Source organism: Bacteroides cellulolyticus, assembly GCF_025567135.1.
Taxonomy (GTDB): Bacteria; Bacteroidota; Bacteroidia; order Bacteroidales; family Bacteroidaceae; genus Phocaeicola; species Phocaeicola cellulolyticus.
Map to the genome: position 1 here is coordinate 12,306 of NZ_JAOQJJ010000010.1, position 16,896 is coordinate 29,201.

Annotated in this window: 10 protein-coding genes; 7 read left to right on the plus strand and 3 right to left on the minus strand. The window is 42.8% G+C overall.

Features of this window, described 5'->3' with window-relative positions; translation table 11 throughout:
- Positions 1-87 precede the first annotated feature (87 nt).
- Entirely contained in the window at positions 88-2,319 is a 2,232-nt protein-coding gene (locus tag OCV82_RS10055; RefSeq protein WP_154044251.1) for a GH92 family glycosyl hydrolase, read from the minus strand.
- A 120-nt stretch (positions 2,320-2,439) separates the two neighbouring features.
- On the minus strand, positions 2,440-3,954 hold the full coding sequence (locus OCV82_RS10060) for a MutS-related protein (RefSeq protein WP_154044252.1): 1,515 nt from the start codon (positions 3,952-3,954) through the stop codon (positions 2,440-2,442).
- Positions 3,955-4,170: 216 nt separating this feature from the next.
- On the opposite strand from OCV82_RS10060, the gene OCV82_RS10065 reads away from it, so the two are divergent.
- The 3 genes from OCV82_RS10065 to dusB are packed head-to-tail and all read left to right on the plus strand — an operon-like array spanning position 4,171 to position 7,143.
- Positions 4,171-5,181, plus strand: coding sequence for an NAD-dependent epimerase/dehydratase family protein (locus OCV82_RS10065; protein ID WP_154044253.1), 1,011 nt, complete (start codon positions 4,171-4,173; stop codon positions 5,179-5,181).
- Positions 5,178-6,143, plus strand: a complete 966-nt coding sequence (locus tag OCV82_RS10070) for a phosphatase PAP2 family protein (protein ID WP_154044293.1) — start codon at positions 5,178-5,180, stop codon at positions 6,141-6,143. Before OCV82_RS10065 ends, OCV82_RS10070 begins: the two co-directional genes overlap by 4 nt.
- 16 nt (positions 6,144-6,159) lie before the next feature.
- Positions 6,160-7,143 carry a tRNA dihydrouridine synthase DusB gene (gene dusB, locus OCV82_RS10075; RefSeq protein ID WP_154044254.1) on the plus strand — a complete coding sequence of 328 codons (984 nt, stop codon included), beginning with the start codon at positions 6,160-6,162 and terminating at the stop codon, positions 7,141-7,143.
- Positions 7,144-7,268: 125 nt separating this feature from the next.
- On the opposite strand, the gene OCV82_RS10080 is transcribed toward dusB, so the two are convergent.
- Complete coding sequence (locus OCV82_RS10080) at positions 7,269-8,696, minus strand: DUF1593 domain-containing protein (RefSeq protein WP_154044255.1); 1,428 nt, start codon at positions 8,694-8,696, stop codon at positions 7,269-7,271.
- Positions 8,697-8,842: 146 nt separating this feature from the next.
- Between OCV82_RS10080 and OCV82_RS10085 the strand changes: the two genes are divergently transcribed.
- From OCV82_RS10085 to OCV82_RS10100, 4 genes are all read left to right on the plus strand, one after another.
- Positions 8,843-10,105, plus strand: coding sequence for a peptidase U32 family protein (locus OCV82_RS10085; RefSeq protein ID WP_154044256.1), 1,263 nt, complete (start codon positions 8,843-8,845; stop codon positions 10,103-10,105).
- Between the two features lie 343 nt (positions 10,106-10,448).
- On the plus strand, positions 10,449-12,440 hold the full coding sequence (locus tag OCV82_RS10090; protein ID WP_154044257.1) for a calcineurin-like phosphoesterase C-terminal domain-containing protein: 1,992 nt from the start codon (positions 10,449-10,451) through the stop codon (positions 12,438-12,440).
- 56 nt (positions 12,441-12,496) lie between these two features.
- Complete coding sequence (locus OCV82_RS10095) at positions 12,497-13,585, plus strand: Sb-PDE family phosphodiesterase (protein WP_154044258.1); 1,089 nt, start codon at positions 12,497-12,499, stop codon at positions 13,583-13,585.
- Between the two features lie 33 nt (positions 13,586-13,618).
- Positions 13,619-16,888 (plus strand): SusC/RagA family TonB-linked outer membrane protein, encoded by a 3,270-nt coding sequence (locus OCV82_RS10100; protein ID WP_154044259.1) that lies wholly within the window; start codon positions 13,619-13,621, stop codon positions 16,886-16,888.
- The last annotated feature ends 8 nt before the right edge of the window (positions 16,889-16,896 follow it).

Genomic DNA, 16,896 nt, shown 5'->3' on the forward strand with positions numbered 1-16,896 from the left:
CAATTATATGTAAAAGTCAGAATTAATACAGGCAGACCATTATTTATTACAGACTGTTGTGTTACTGCTTAAAACAACAGATGATTTTTAGTACCAAGCCTTTTGATTGTCACCCATTATGAATTTAAGGCTTCCACCTTTTATGATGTCGTTATATTCTATCCATGGCTTGTTATATTCTTTACCATTCAGAATTATACTCTGGATGTAGTTGTTGTCTTTACCTGAGTTCTCTTTTTCGATAGTGAATGTTCCATTTTTTACTTTCAGTTCAACATTCTCGAAAAGAGGGTAGCCAAATACAAATTTACCACCTGCAGGTTCTACCTGATAAAAACCAAGTGATGAAAGTATATACCATGCAGACATTTGTCCCACATCTTCATTTCCTGAAAGTCCGTCAGGATTTGTGCTGTACATTGTGTTTAGAACCTCTTTGATACGGTCTGCAGTCTTCCATGGTTGTCCTAAGAGTGTGTATAAGTATGTTATATGATGACTTGGCTCGTTTCCGTGGGCATACTGACCTATAAGGCCACTTATATCTGGTGAAGAAGCATCTCCCATATCACCGTTTGCTATAAACAAGGAATCAAGTTTTCCTATGAGTTTATCTTTGCCACCGAAACATTCTGTAAGTCCTTCTATATCGTGTGGTACCAGCCATGTATATTGCCATGCATTGCCTTCACAGTAATCATCGTCTCTATGTGATGAACTATATGGGCTGAACGGAGTACGCCATGTACCATCCAGCATTTTACCTCTCATAAAACCTGTTGAAGGGTCGAAATAGTTCTTGTATGATTTACTCCTTTTCAGGAAATACTCATAATCTTCCTGTTTACCTAGTTTAAGAGCCGCTTGTGCTACAGCCCAGTCGGCTAATGCGTATTCCATATCGTATGCGATAGACTCCAACATTTTGTCTGACGGGATAAAGCCATATTCAATTCTGTGTTGCATTCCTCTTTCTCCTAGCATGGATGATTCTTTTAGAGCTTCGTAAGCTAATTCATAGTCAAATCCTTCTATGCCTTTAAGAATGGCATCTGCAACTACAGGAACACCAGGGTTACCTACCATACAGTCTGTTTCACAACCCATGAGATGCCATACCGGAAGCTTTCCTTGTTGCTTATAAATGGTAATCATTGTGTTTATAATATCACTCATCTTTTCAGGATGAAGAATGGTCATAAGTGGCTGTGCAGCTCTGTATGTGTCCCAAAGTGAGAATGTTGTATAGTTCTTAAATCCTTCTCCCTTGTGCATTTTATTGTCGGCTCCGTAATAGTCACCGTTTACATCACAGAATTCGGATGGAGCAAACATAGAGTGATACAATGCGGTATAGAAAATCTTTTTGGCATTATCATCAGAACATTTGTTGATTTTTACTTTACCAAGTTCCTCGTTCCATGCGTCTTTTGCGTCGGCTATGACTTTGTTGAAGTCCCAACCGCTTAACTCTGTCTGCATATTCAGTTTGGCACCGTCTTCTGATACAGGAGATAGGGCAACTTTCATATATATAGGTTTCGAATCATTTTGGGCAAAATTTACTCTCGCAAACATTTTTTCTCCCTTACCTTCTTTGGCATCATTTAAGGTTTTACCATCTACAATGAATTCTACACCGTCAAATTTTCTTGAGAACTCTGCATGGAAGAATACTTTCTGGTTGTTAGCCCATCCTTTTGAATATCTGTATCCGTTGATAGTACTGTCGTTTACTATTCTTACAAGTGCTTCGGTTGGTTTATCCCAACATCCGCCATTTACCATATCGAATACAATTGAAGGCTTTTCGTCTGAAAGATATGTATATTTGTGAAAACCTACTCGTTTGGTTGCTGTAAGTTCTACATCTACATTGTATCTTGACAAATGAGTCCTGTAATATCCCGGCACTACTGTTTCTTTTGATCTGTCAGAGTATGACCATAGACCGGTTTCGTATGAAGAGTTGTCTCCACGTGCATAAGTGACTTCACCTGTGACAGGCATAACATTGATGTCGTGCAAGTCGCCTATACCTGTACCGCTAAGGTGTGTATGAGGAAACCCTATGACTGTAGAGTCTGATACATGATATCCCGAAACCCAATCCCAACTTTGAGGAATACTGGTGGGGCCCAATTGTACAAAACCATATGGAACGTTAGCACCATAGAACACATGTCCATGACCTCCTGTTCCTATTTTAGGATCTACATAGGCTGTATAGTCCTGTTCCAATACGGTAGTGGTTTCGTTACTGCACGATGCCAGAAAACAAGCCAGCACTGATGCAAAGGCAATAGATAACTTCTTCATAACAAGGTAGTATTAAATGTTTTTTTGACAGGTAATTATATCGCAAAAATATAAATTTATTTTAAAGTATTGCTTATTATTCTTAGTATTAACCTTTAAGGGAAATCGAGTGATGTATTTTTATCTGTTTTTTCTTATTCTTTCTGCCTCTTCTGTTATATAATCAGGATAGCCGTATAGCTTTAATATTTTTATGGCATTACCCTCATTGGCTGTGCCTTTCTTGATTTTGTAATCGAAAGCCAGTGTTTCATTCTTAATGTTCTCGCAGAAATGATAAAGCTCGTACTCATTTTCAAGGAGTGATGTAAGTTCGTTGTCGTGTGTCGATGCCAGTATTATGTTGTTATGTCCAGCCAGTTCCTTCAGTACAGCTGCATTGATGGAAATTCGTTCTGCAGTATTTGTTCCTTTAAACAGTTCGTCGAACACCAGAAGATGATTGCCCGATATAGCACTGTCGAATACCTTTTTCACATTCTCAGTTTCCGTGAGGAAATAACTTTTCCCTTTCTCTAAGTCATCTTCTGTATCTATTACTGAGAGGACATGCCTGCCGGTATCAATTCTGAATTCATTCGCAAAGCAGGTGTTAAGAGTTTTGCCGGTTATTGCATTTATTGCAATAGTACGTATGAAACTGGTCTTTCCCGACATATTGGAGCCTGTAATGAGTACTGATTTCGTGGATATTGATATGTCGTTTGGAATACAGTTGTCTATCAGCGGATGATAAACTGATTTAGCCGACAGCTTTTCATCATTTCCAGGTTTTGTGGGATGGCAATAATAAGGAAGCTCTTCGCGAAGAAATGACAAAGAACAGATTACATCCAAAAATCCGATGAAACGGAAAACGCTGTCGATATCTTTACGTTTGCTATCAATAAGACGGAATGAGTTTATAACATTTATTGTGGTATGAAGAAAGAATATATCCAGCAATTCTGTAAACATAAATAAAGGCATTGCTGCGTTACTGTCCAGATTAATACTTATACGGAATAAGCGCAGTTTCTTGACCAGCTCTTTTAGATTGTTGATATACTGGTGGATATTTCTGTCCGTATCGGCGAATATGCTGATTTCTGCAACCTCTTTTGCTGTTTGTAAAAGTCTGTACAGCTGTGGTATGGAGAAATAGTATAATGAAAGCTGACTTTTTTGTTTCAGATGCAGATAGCAGTTTGCGATATATGATGCGAGAAACAGTATAAGAAACTGTCCCGGAATGTTGCTTATAAAGGTGCATAGCAGGAAAACCGACGGCAGCCACCGGCAGATGTTGATTGCGTGGATGTAGCTTTGTGAGTAGTCTGTATGCTTTCCGTGTAGTAACTCTGTTATTGTGTAAGCATCAGGTTTATTCAGTTTCCCTAGTAGTCCTACAAGCTGCTTCCTTAATGAAATGTTATCATGGAGTTCTTTTATCAGATATTCGTTGTCCCTGACTTGAGAAACTTCATCTTTGCATACTAAGTGATATAAATATTGTCTGCCTATACACGAAGATGTAAAGTCTATCTTTTCGCACAGACTGTCGATGTTCAGTTCGTGACGTACATTTTCGGGCAGTCCTTTTTCTCCGAAAGTTATGCTGCGGTACGTATCGTATGCTTTGATGTCATTATCCATAGTCGGCAGAATGATTATATACGCAAATATACTTACAAAAACTAAAAGATGCAATTTATTATTGTTGATGTAAACAATAGTAAAGTTCGATTGTTTTGTTATAGATAGGAAACATTATCTTTAGATGAGATAGCCTGCACCTCGGAAACAAAAGCCTGAAAACTTTGTGCTTCACTCGGTTTGCACTATCTTTGTGCCTTTATAATACGGAAAGTTATGAATAACAAAATATTAGTAACAGGAGCCAGCGGATTTATTGGCAGTTTTCTGGTTGAGGGTGGCCTTGCCGAAGGAATGCAGGTTTGGGCCGGAGTGCGCAAAAGCAGTAGCAGAAAGTATTTGCAGGACGAACGGATCCGTTTTGCTGAACTGGATTTTACAGATTCTGACAAACTGGCGTCGCAGTTGCTCAAGCATAAGAAGGAACACGGCGGATGGGACTATATCATTCATTGTGCCGGTGTCACCAAATGTTTGGACAAGGCAGATTTTGAGATAGGTAACTATTGGGCTACACGTCATTTCATCGAGACACTTGTTAAGCTTGATATGACTCCTAAGAATTTTATTTTTATAAGTTCACTCAGTATTTTCGGACCTATACGCGAGAAAGACTATTCGTCTATATGCGAGACGGATAAGCCTGTTCCGAACACTGCCTACGGTGTTAGTAAGCTCAAGACAGAGGAGTATCTTCATGGTCTGAAGGATTTTCCATACGTAATATTCCGTCCTACAGGAGTATATGGCCCGCGCGAGAGGGATTACTTCCTGATGATAAAGTCGATATGCAGTCATGTTGATTTCGTTGCAGGATATAAGAGACAGGATATTACTTTCATATATGTAAAGGATTTGGTTCAGGCCGTTTATCTGGCAATAAAGAAGGACGTAAAATACCGCTCGTATTTTGTAAGCGACGGCGAGGTGTATAACAGCCGGACATTTTCCGACCTTATACGTAAGGAACTGGGAAATCCGTGGATGATAAGATTTGTATGTCCGTTATTCCTACTCAAAGCTATTTCGTATGTGGCTGAGTTCTTTTCACATTTCACTCACAAGCCGAGTACTCTGAATAGAGACAAATATAATATAATGAAACAGCGCAACTGGAGGTGTGACATTAGCCCGCTCATAGAAGAATTAGGATATAAACCCGAATATAAACTGGAGCGTGGTGTAAAGGAAATAATTAGCTGGTATAAAAAAGAAGGATGGATATAAACTTAAAATTGTTGGAGAGGGTAGAGACGGGTAAGGGACTTTTTGCCGTAGAGAGTATAAGCCTTATTTACAATGCACTGACCTCAATCCTCATATTGATTTTGTATCCTCGCATGGACCATCCCGGCATTATGCTTCTGGAACGTCTGGGGATAGTGGCCCTCACGTTTGCCCTTATGTATCTTTATAGGGCATACCCGTGCAGGCTTACGGCTTTTGTACGTATGGTGGTACAGATGTCACTGTTGGCATACTGGTATCCTGACACGTACGAATTCAACCGTGTGTTTGACAATCTGGACCATATATTCGCAGCTATGGAGCAGTCATTGTTCGAGTGTCAGCCGTCAGTTGAGTTCAGTAAACATTTCCCTTCGATATGGTTCAGCGAACCGCTTAATATGGGATATTTTTTCTATTATCCAATGATGCTGATATTGGTGGTATATTATTTTGTAAATCACTATATGAAGTTCGAGAAAGTATGTTTCGTGCTAGTAACTTCGTTTTTCATATATTATCTGTTCTATCTGCTTGTACCTGTGGCAGGTCCGCAGTTCTATTTCCCGGCAATAGGAATGGACAGAGTGAATGCCTGTGAGTTTCTGCCGCTTGGCGACTATTTCAATTATAATGTCCTGCTGTTTCCGGCTCCCGGTTATGAGCACGGTTTTTTCTATAATCTGGTAGAGGCATCACAGGAGGTAGGCGAGAGACCTACGGCGGCATTCCCAAGTTCGCATGTTGCCATATCCACTATAGTGATGATAATGTCGTCCAAGGTAAGCAGGAAGCTGACATATTTTCTGTTGCCGTTTTATATACTGTTATGTTTGGCAACCGTATATATTCAGGCTCATTATCTGATAGACTCTATCGTAGGATTCATATCTGCGTTTTTCGTTTATCGCATTGCTGTAACGATGTACGACAAATGGTTTATTACACCCACTTTCAAATGATTAATAAAACTTGTTTATGAAGATAAGAAATATAGATTTGGGAGAGCAGCCTGTACTTCTTGCTCCGATGGAAGATGTTACCGATCCGGCATTCCGACTTCTCTGTAAGGAGTTTGGGGCCGATATGGTATATACCGAGTTTGTGTCGAGCGACGCCCTGATACGTTCGGTGGGCAAAACCATGCTGAAGCTTAACATAAGCGAAAAGGAGCGTCCCGTAGCCATTCAGATTTATGGTAAGGACACTGAAACTATGGTTGAGGCTGCAAAAATAGTGGAGCAGGCCAATCCTGATATCTTGGATTTGAACTTCGGATGCCCCGTCAAGCGTGTAGCCGGAAAGGGCGCAGGTTCGGGTATGCTGCAGAATGTTCCTAAGATGCTTGAAATTACTAAAGCTGTGGTAGATGCTGTTAAGATACCTGTTACGGTGAAAACCCGTTTGGGATGGGACTCAGAGCATAAGATAATAGTGGAGCTTGCAGAGCAATTGCAGGACTGCGGTATAGAAGCCTTGACAATACACGGACGTACACGCACCCAGATGTACACCGGCGAGGCCGACTGGACCCTGATAGGTGAGGTGAAGAACAATCCGCGCATGCATATTCCGATAATAGGCAATGGTGATGTCACAACTCCGCAGCGCGCAAAGGAATGTTTCGACAAATATGGTGTGGATGCCATTATGATTGGCCGTGCCAGCTTCGGTCGTCCATGGGTGTTCAAGGAAGTGAAACACTATCTGCAGACAGGTGAGGAACTGACTGGGCTTGACTTCGGATGGAAGATGAATGTTCTCCGTCGTGAGGTACAGGACAGTGTAAACCTGCTTGACGAGCGTCGCGGTATTCTGCATGTACGTCGTCATCTTGCCGCGTCACCTTTGTTCAAGGGTATTCCTAATTTCAAGGAAACGCGTATTGCCATGCTCAGGGCAGAGACATTAGATGAGTTGAACTCTATTCTTGATCATATAGAAGAGACTTTTGCCTATTGATTGATATTATGGGTTTTTCATTGCCGACTGTAGTCAGCAGAGCTGCCGACTATAGTCGGCAATGCTGCTGACAACTGTCGGTAGCACTGCTGACAATAGTCGGCATCAGAAAAAATTGCAATTCCTTATTTCACGTTTATTATTATTCGTCTGTAACCCTTTAGGTTATGTTCGCCATTGTCGGTCACCTCGCAGATGATATGTATTGTTTTACTTTTTGCATCAGTAGGTACGCTGACTTCTGAAATCGATTTATCGGCATTTCTTATTTCAATCTTTCCATTGTAGTTGCCTGCTTCAGGCATATACCACCATTTGTATGTCAACTGGTCGCCGTCAGGATCATATGTTTTCGATGCATTTAGTTTTATCGTACTTCCGGCTTTTGTATTTACCGGTATAGCTTCAAGACCTTTCTTCCCGTTTACGATAACTATCGGATTTCTGTTGCCTTTTCCGTATTTTGCCCAGTCCATCCTGGCTGCAAAGTTTGCAAAAGATGCATTGTAGAAATATTTTTCATATTTCTGTGAGATGGCTTTAGCCTCTTTCGAAGTGTTGGTGTAGCAATAAGTCTCGTTGTCCAGGGTTTTGTCCCATACGAAATATCCTCCCCATCCTGTCTGATTAGGAACTGTAGGATTGTTCAATCCATTGGGTAGGACATGCAGGAAAGATGGTGTATCACCTTCCACTCCATATTTGTTCTTCGGGTATATCTTGCCCAGATTTCCATGTCCCTGAATGTGCTTTGCGTATTCATTCCAATTACTTGATCCCAGACCACATTGCGACAGCCATGCGCTTTCATCCCATATGAAATTGATTTTGTCGCCGAATTCTTTTCTAAGCCAGTAGTGCGAACTCAGTGTATATTTCCCTCTGTCGCCCCATGCTACATCCTGGTCTGTTATGGCATATATATAGATTTTCTTCAGGAATTTTTCCAGTTCAGCCTCGCTTCTTTCCTGTTTTATTCTCCATATGGCCTGTGCTATTGTGTTTCCGCCACCCCATAGTCCTATGAACAGCGGACGGTCGTCTTCCTCGTCTGCCAGTTTGATAATGAAATCACTTCCTGCTGAATTATTATCTTTACCCAATGATTTGTATCCGAAATCCAGGCTTCCCATCATAATGCGGCTTCTCAGATATTCCGGACTAGGCCAGTAGCCTATTGATTGTTTTTTCGATTCTTCTTCGATGCTGAGAAATTCCTTTTGCTGAGAGCGTTTCATCAGGTTGGGAACATCCTTTTCGTATGCGTTTATTACTGTTTTCAGGCTGTCCATCCATCCTTGTGGGTACTTTTTACCACTGCTGTTCCATCCGCTTGTGGTTATTATTGCTTCAATCTCGAAAAGATCGGCATGCGAAAGAAGTCTTATAGCCGATTCCATATCATCCGGCTCTACATTAACAGGAGCAATGTCGGTCAGTACGACAATTCTTGGTTTCAGACATTTGGCATCTTTTCTTGCCATTATGGAAGAAGGTTGGCAAGTTAGTGCTGCTGCCATCAAAAGTGATAAAAGAAGTTTCGGTTTTCTCATAATATTTGTGCTTTTCAAATTCTTTTTGCAAATATAATATTAAAATACAAGTAGATGAAAGAATATAGAGTTACGCAGTGTGCGGCATTAAAGTAATGGAATATTTTTCGTACCTTTGTAGCCGTAACTCAATGAAGTATAAATAAATGAATTATTCAATTAAAGATTTCGAGATAATGGCGCCTGTAGGCTCGCGCGAGTCATTGGCGGCAGCCATTAATGCCGGAGCGGATTCCATCTATTTCGGTATTGAAAGCCTTAACATGCGTGCCCGTTCGGCAAGCACGTTCACTATTGACGATTTGCGTGAGATTGCAGCCCTCTGCGATGAGCATGGAGTGAAAAGCTACCTCACCATAAACACTATAATTTATGACGAGGACATAGAACTGATGCGCAAGATAGTGGATGCGGCCAAGGAAGCCGGCATTAGCGCGGTCATTGCGGCCGACGTGGCTGTCATGGCATACTGTAACGAGGTAGGTCAGGAAGTTCATCTCTCTACTCAGCTCAATATCAGCAATGCCGAGGCACTGAAGTTCTACTCGCGTTTTGCCGATGTCGTGGTTTTGGCCCGCGAGCTTAACCTGAAGCAGGTGCGCAAGATATACGACGCCATTCAGGAGCAGGACATAAAAGGTCCGATGGGCGAGAAAGTAAGAATAGAGATGTTTTGCCACGGAGCCTTGTGTATGGCAGTATCCGGCAAATGCTATCTGAGCCTTAACGAGCTGAATGCTTCTGCAAATCGTGGCGCATGCATGCAGGTATGCCGCCGTTCATATATCGTAAAAGATAAGGAGAGTGATATAGAACTGGAAGTTGACAACCAGTATATCATGTCTCCCAAGGACCTGAAGACCATACATTTCATGGACGAGATGATAGAGGCCGGAGTACGCGTGTTCAAGATAGAAGGACGCGCGCGCGGACCGGAGTATGTTCGTACAGTAGTGGAATGTTATAAGGAAGCTATCCGCTCGTATCTGGACGGCACGTTTACAGAAGAGAAGAAGGCAGACTGGGACACGCGCCTTAAGACAGTGTTCAACCGCGGTTTCTGGAACGGCTACTATCTCGGACAGCGTCTTGGCGAGTGGAGCAAGAACTACGGTTCCGAGGCCACGGAAAGGAAGGTATATGCTGGACGCGGCATAAAATATTTCTCAAATATCGGTGTTGCCGAATTCCTCATCGAGGCTACAGAAATCAAGGTCGGCGACAAGCTGCTCATCACCGGTCCTACTACCGGGGCAATGTATGTAAACCTGGAAGAGGCACGTGTAAACCTCAAACCGGTGGATGTGGTGAAGAAAGGTGTCCATGTATCGTTCAAGGTACCCGACAGAATCCGTCCCAGCGACAAACTCTATCGTGTGGTTCCTGCCGAGGAACTGAAAAAGAAATAATCAAATCAGAAGTTATTGCTTCATTTGGAGTTAAAGGGGGTAAAGTAAATGTTCACCGGAACAGGTACTTTATCTCCTTTAATTTTACCATACTTCCTTTACAGTTATACCTTCTTTACTCCTATATCTGCTTCCCCGTCATTCTGCACGTGTGAAATGATGCAAATGAAAACACTTTTCCTCTTCTGATTGTTCTCCCGGATTTTAGTATTTGTAATGCAACTGATGTTGCAGAATTGTTTCATAGCAGTTAATATTGTAATACCATTTGCTGTCGTTGTACGTATTCATATCTCTGTTTTTAACCTATATCTATCTTTGTGCTGGATTTTAATTAATAGGTATGGGTAAATATTATTTTTGCTTAAAAACAGTTTCGTTGCGCAGTGTGCTGTCGCTTTTGGTCTTGATTTTATTGACTTCAGGATGTGGCGAACCTTTGAATGAAATCAAAGATAGTTTTGATATTGACTTTGATGCCCCCTCTCTTATAGAGGTAAGTGTAGGAGGGGAATATACGTTTGCGGGTGCCAATACAAGTTCGTTGATTGATACAGATGATATTATATTGGAGTCCGAAAACGGTATCTCTTATATTTGTCCTATACTGTCTATAGCGGCAGATAGTTTTACCATAAGTTTAAGTAATGAGATAAAGACCGGCTATTACGTCTTATATATCAAGCGTGATAACAGGAAGAAGTTGATAAGCAAGACATATATTAATATAGTAGAGGACTTGGATTTCACACCTGATGCCGGAACTACGGTTTATGGTGTGGTGTCGGCAGACGGTAGTCCGGTGCAGGGTGTTGTCGTTTCGGATGGGATAGAGGTAAGCGTGACTGATGAGCGCGGTATCTATCAGTTGGAATCGGAAAAGAAATGGGGATATGTGTTTATTTCCATACCTTCAGGATATGAGGTTCCTGCCAATGGAGTTTTGCCTCAGTTCTATAAAATAATGAGAGGGGATGCCACCACTTTGGAACGTGTGGATTTCTCGCTTACAGCTGTAGAAGGACAGGATGACTACAAGGTGCTCATGCTGGGGGATATGCACCTTGCCAACCGTACGGGGGACTTAGGACAGTTCATGAACTTTACTGAGGATTTGAACAGTTACCGCACCTTGCATCAGCATGAAAAGATGTATGCCATCACGTTGGGCGACATGACTTGGGATTTGTACTGGTATTCGAATAGTTATGCCCTTCCTGAGTATCTTAATACAATAAACAGTCAGGTAAAGGGGCTTCAGATTTTCCATACCATAGGTAACCATGACTATGACTATAAATCTACTGACGATCAGGATGCAGGAAGTCGTTTCACTGATTACATTGCTCCTATGTACTATTCATTCAATATCGGGAAAGTTCACTATGTAGTGTTGGACGACATTGACTGTAGCAACTACGATGGGACAACCTCTCGCGACTACGAGAAGCGTGTGTCTTTAGAGCAGTTGAACTGGCTTGCCAAGGATTTGGCCTATGTGGACAAATCGACTCCGTTGGTGGTGGTAATGCATGCACAGGTTTTCTATCCGTCGGAGACGGAAGGGTTCAAGATGGACCACGATGTTTTGAACACTACACAATTGCTGAATACACTGAAAGGATATAAGGTGCATTTTGTTACCGGACATACTCACCTGAGCTTTAACGTGACTCCGGAAGCAGCCGTGACAGGCAGACAGGAGGTTTACGAACATAATGCAGGTGCGATATGTGCTTCATGGTGGTGGTCAGGACATTTAACTCCCGGGGTACATATAAGTCCTGACGGAACACCGGGGGGATACTCTATATGGGATGTAAACGGAACAGACATAGAATGGATATATAAATCAACCGGATGGACTGAGGATTATCAGTTCCGTAGTTATGACCTGAACAATGTGAGTTTCTCTTTGGCCGATGTTCCACAGATGCCGGCAAGTGTGCCGGCTTCGGTAAAGGCTAAGTTTCAACGTTATGTTGACGCCTACCCTGTTAACACGAATAATGAGGTACTGATAAATATCTGGAACTGGAATTCAAACTGGACATTGGACGTGACTGATGAGAATGGCAACAAGCTTGAGGCGAAAGAGGTGTGGGCGTATGACCCGCTGCATGTGGCAGCTCTAAGTGTGAAACGTTTCAACTCATCTACACTGACATCTACCCCTAGCTTCATTACTGAAAAGTTCACACATTTCTTCAAAGTGAAAGCTGTTGATGCCGATACGGATCTCGTCATTACTGTGCGTGATGAGTTCGAACATGAATGGACGGAGTTGATGGAACGTCCCAAAGAGTTCTCTACCGAAGCGTACAGGCTCCGCTAAAACGGTTATCGTTTTTAAAAACAACTATAAACTATAAAAACTAAAAGACTCAGATTATGAAAAAACTTTTTCTGTCTCTCGCCTTATGCGGGATTGTACAAATGGGATTCGGACAAGCTGTTGATAAAAGCATTGATATACCGGACCTTGACAAGTATCAAACATTGAAATGTGATTTTCACATGCACACTGTGTTCTCAGATGGTCTGGTTTGGCCTACTGTGAGAGTTGACGAGGCATATTCCGAAGGGTTGGATGCCATTGCCATCACGGAGCATATCGAATACAGGCCGCATAAGAAAGACATACAGGCCGACCATAACCGCTCGTACGAGATTATGAAGGATTATGCCAAGAATAAGGATGTGATTGTTATCAAAGGAAGCGAGATTACCCGTCCTATGGCTCCGGGACATCACAATGCCATATTCCTGACAGACAGTAATCCGTTGGACACCAAAGACTATAAGGATGCTTTCCAGGCTGCCAAATCGCAGGAAGCCTTTATCTTCTGGAATCATCCGGGATGGGACTCACAGCAGCCGGAAGAAACAAAATGGTGGAAGGAACATACCGAGTTGTACAATAACGGATGTATGCAGGGCATAGAGGTGGCAAACGGTGAGCATTATTATCCGGAAGCGTTGCAGTGGTGTCTTGACAAGAAACTTACTATGATTGGAACATCCGACATTCATCAACCGATACAGACTAATATTGACTTCAATAAGGGTGAACACCGTACAATGACATTGGTTTTTGCCAAGGAACGTACTCCGGAAGGCATCAGGGAGGCGTTGGATAACCGCAGGACAGCAGTATTCTTTAAGGATATGATTATCGGTGAAGAACAGTGGCTGAGAGAATTGTTCGGAAAGTCGGTAACCATCGAAAAGATAAACAAGAATGAAAAACGTGTACAGTTTGTTGTCCGTAACAATTCAGACCTGCCTTTCTATCTTAAGAAGGGAGAGCACGACGCCAATCTGATATATTTCAGGACATATACCATTGAGCCGAAATCAAAACATACCATCACGGTAAAGCTGGGCGATGCCGGCATTACATCAGGTAAAGTGAACTTTGAGGTTACCAATATGGTGGTAAAACCCGGAAAAGGGCTTGACTGTCAATTCAGTTTTTAATACTCAATTACTATTTAAACAAAATATCTATTTATGAAAGTTTTCAATTCGTATGTTTTTTTGCTGTTGTTGTTGCTGACAGGCAGTGCTTCCGCTTTGTCGGCACAGAACAGAGCTATTTCAGGTAGGGTACTGGATGCTTTGCAGGAACCGCTTATCGGGGTAACAGTCGGCATTGAAGGCAGTTCCAGGGGAAGTGTGACTGATATAAACGGAGTTTTCGAACTTCAGATACCCATCTCCGGAGCGACTCTGAATTTCTCTTATGTGGGCTATATCACCGAGAAGGTTAAGGTGAAGCCCGGACAAAATGATATAGTGGTATATATGCAGGAAGATGCCATCATGTTGGACGAGGCAGTAGTAATCGGTTATGGTACTCAGAAAAAGGTAAACCTTACGGGAGCCGTGACAATGGTGGATAACAAATCCTTGGAGAACAGAGTCTCTCACTCTCTTACCAATATGCTTCAAGGTTCTGTCCCTGGTTTGAACATTACGACTTCATCCGGAGTACCGGGAAGCTCTCCTTCAATTAATGTGCGCGGTACCACATCTATCAATAGTGCGGAGCCATTGGTGCTGATTGATGGTGCGGTGGGCGAACTGGAACGTATTAACCCCAATGACGTAGAGTCTATTTCTGTTATCAAGGATGCTTCGGCGGCAGCTGTGTATGGCGCGCGTGCGGCATTTGGTGTGATTTTGGTCACGACCAAATCTGGTGCAGCAAATGAAGGAAAAGCTACAGTGCGTTACAGCGGCCGTTTGGGTTGGGAATCGCCTACTACATCGACTGACTACGAAGACACAGGTTACTGGTCTGTTTATACTGTAAACCTTTTCCGTAAAGCGGAGAACGGTAAGAACTATATTAATTATACTGACGAGGATATGCGTCAGTTGCTGGCACGCGTTAACGACAAAACAGAGAATCCTGACCGTCCGTGGGTGGTGGAAGAAATGAGAAACGGACGCCGCCAGTGGGTGTATTATGGAAACTACGACTGGTGGGAAATGATGTTCGATGACACACATCCCACACAGCAGCACAATATTTCTATCAGTGGAGGGAATAAGGACGTGAAGTATATGGTGAGCGGAGCGTATGACTATCAGAAAGGTATTCTGAGAATGAATCCCGATATTTACCGCAAGTATAACCTGCGTTCTAAACTTGATTTCCGTATCAACAAGTGGGCAACAATGACCAACAACACTTCTTTTTACGGCTCCCAATATACTTCGCAGGGAGACGGAAGTGTGGAGAACACTCTGGCTTACAGCTCAAATCATGCTCTTGCCTGCTTCCCTATGAAGAATCCTGATGGTTCATGGCTTTACGGCACTCCTTATATAGACTATAAGGTGGGTAACGGACGACATATCATCGTTGGCGAAGGGTCGCACCGTAATGTGAACCGTACGAATGATTTCTCGAATACAACCCGTCTGGTCATTACGCCGATAAAACCGTTGAGCCTTACTGCCGACTTTACTTACCGCCTGTATCAGACACGCAATACCAGCCGCTCAAACAATATCCCTTACAGGGAATATCCTGATGCTGAAATGGAGTATTATACTACGGGTGCCGGAGCCAATCGCCTGGATGAGTCGGTGAATACACGCAACTACTATTCGGCAAATGTCTTTGCCAACTTTGACTATACTTTCAACGACAAGCATCATCTTACAGCAGTGGCCGGATTCAACTACGAGACCATGCGACTGAAAAACATTTCGGCTTTCGGTGAAAATCTGACTTCCACTTCGCTTGACGATTTTAACCTTGTTGGAGTTAATGAAGAAGGCGAGGTGGTGACAGGAGTAGATGGAGCTCAGAATGAATATGCGCTGGCCGGTTTCTTCGGACGACTGAATTATGATTATAAGGGCCGTTACCTGTTTGAAGTGAGTGGACGCTATGACGGTACTTCGCGCTTTGCTTCCGGAAGCCGTTGGGGATTTTTCCCATCAGGTTCATTGGGCTGGCGTATCTCGGAGGAACCATTCTTCAAACCGCTGACTCCTTATATTGACAATATGAAGATGAGAGCCTCATTTGGTAGTCTGGGTAACCAGAATGTATCGTCGTATTACACTTACATGCGATTGGTAACAGTGAGTAGTTTTGCCGAATATTCGTTTGGCGAAGGCAGCTCGATGGCGAAGTACTCTACATTGGGAGCGCCGGTATCGTTTGACCTTACTTGGGAAACAAGCCAGCAGTGGGACTTGGGTTTCGACTTTACAATGTTGAAAAACAGACTGAACATAACTGTGGACGGATATGTGCGTAACACATTGAACATGCTGACCGATGGTATCGAGCTGCCGGCTGTATATGGAGCGAGTGTGCCGGACATGAACACAGCCAACCTGCAGACACGAGGATATGAAATAGCAGTAAGCTGGAGAGACCAGTTCGAACTTGCTGGACGTCCGGTGGAATATACCCTTGGGGCTAACATGAGCGACTATAAGAGTTACATCACCAAATACGACAACAAGGACAAGACTTTTGCCAAAGATTATTACGAAGGCATGCGTTTGGGTGAAATTTGGGGATTCGTGACAGACGGACTGTTCGAGACTACCGAAGAGGCGCAGGCATACGCCAAGGAAGTTGACCTTAGCTATATCAACAACCGCATAACCGGCGGATGGCAGGGAGGTGACCTTAAGTTTGTCGATTTGAACGATAACAAGAAATTGGACATCGGCAGCAATTCTGTGGATGATCCGGGAGACCGCAAGATATTGGGCAACTCTCTTCCAAGTCTTTCGTACGGTTTCAACGCAAGCCTACGCTGGTATGGATTTGACGTATCTGTATTCTTCCAAGGAACTGGAAATCACTATTGGTATCCTGATTCACATGCCGCACAGTTCTGGGGAGCTTATACTTATCCGTATCTGACTTATCTTCAGAAGAACTTCATGGATGAGGTATGGACAGAAGACAATAAGGATGCATATTTTACACGCCCGATGGCATATTCAGCCACTTCCGGTCCTCTAAGTAAGGTTAATGACCGTTACTTGCAGAATATTCGCTACCTGCGCTTCAAGAATCTTACTGTAGGTTATACCATTCCGGTGAACCTTACAAAGAAAATAGGTGTTGAGCAGGCACGTATCTACTTCTCAGGTGAGAACCTATGCTACTGGTCGCCGCTGAAGAAGCATACTAAATACATTGATCCGGAATCAGCTTTCGACCGCAGCAATGACACTTACAACCGTATGTACTATCCTTGGCAGAAAACATTCATGTTCGGGGTTGACATCACATTCTAATCATTATT

What these genes read in the sequence shown, in the direction of transcription:
- OCV82_RS10080 (WP_154044255.1), bottom strand. Translation starts at nt 8,696, where the DNA reads ATGAGAAAACCGAAACTTCTTTTATCACTTTTGATGGCAGCAGCACTA.
- OCV82_RS10100 (WP_154044259.1), top strand. Translation starts at nt 13,619, where the DNA reads ATGAAAGTTTTCAATTCGTATGTTTTTTTGCTGTTGTTGTTGCTGACA.
- OCV82_RS10090 (WP_154044257.1), top strand. Translation starts at nt 10,449, where the DNA reads ATGGGTAAATATTATTTTTGCTTAAAAACAGTTTCGTTGCGCAGTGTG.
- OCV82_RS10065 (WP_154044253.1), top strand. Translation starts at nt 4,171, where the DNA reads ATGAATAACAAAATATTAGTAACAGGAGCCAGCGGATTTATTGGCAGT.
- OCV82_RS10085 (WP_154044256.1), top strand. Translation starts at nt 8,843, where the DNA reads ATGAATTATTCAATTAAAGATTTCGAGATAATGGCGCCTGTAGGCTCG.
- OCV82_RS10095 (WP_154044258.1), top strand. Translation starts at nt 12,497, where the DNA reads ATGAAAAAACTTTTTCTGTCTCTCGCCTTATGCGGGATTGTACAAATG.
- OCV82_RS10055 (WP_154044251.1), bottom strand. Translation starts at nt 2,319, where the DNA reads ATGAAGAAGTTATCTATTGCCTTTGCATCAGTGCTGGCTTGTTTTCTG.
- OCV82_RS10060 (WP_154044252.1), bottom strand. Translation starts at nt 3,954, where the DNA reads ATGGATAATGACATCAAAGCATACGATACGTACCGCAGCATAACTTTC.
- dusB (WP_154044254.1), top strand. Translation starts at nt 6,160, where the DNA reads ATGAAGATAAGAAATATAGATTTGGGAGAGCAGCCTGTACTTCTTGCT.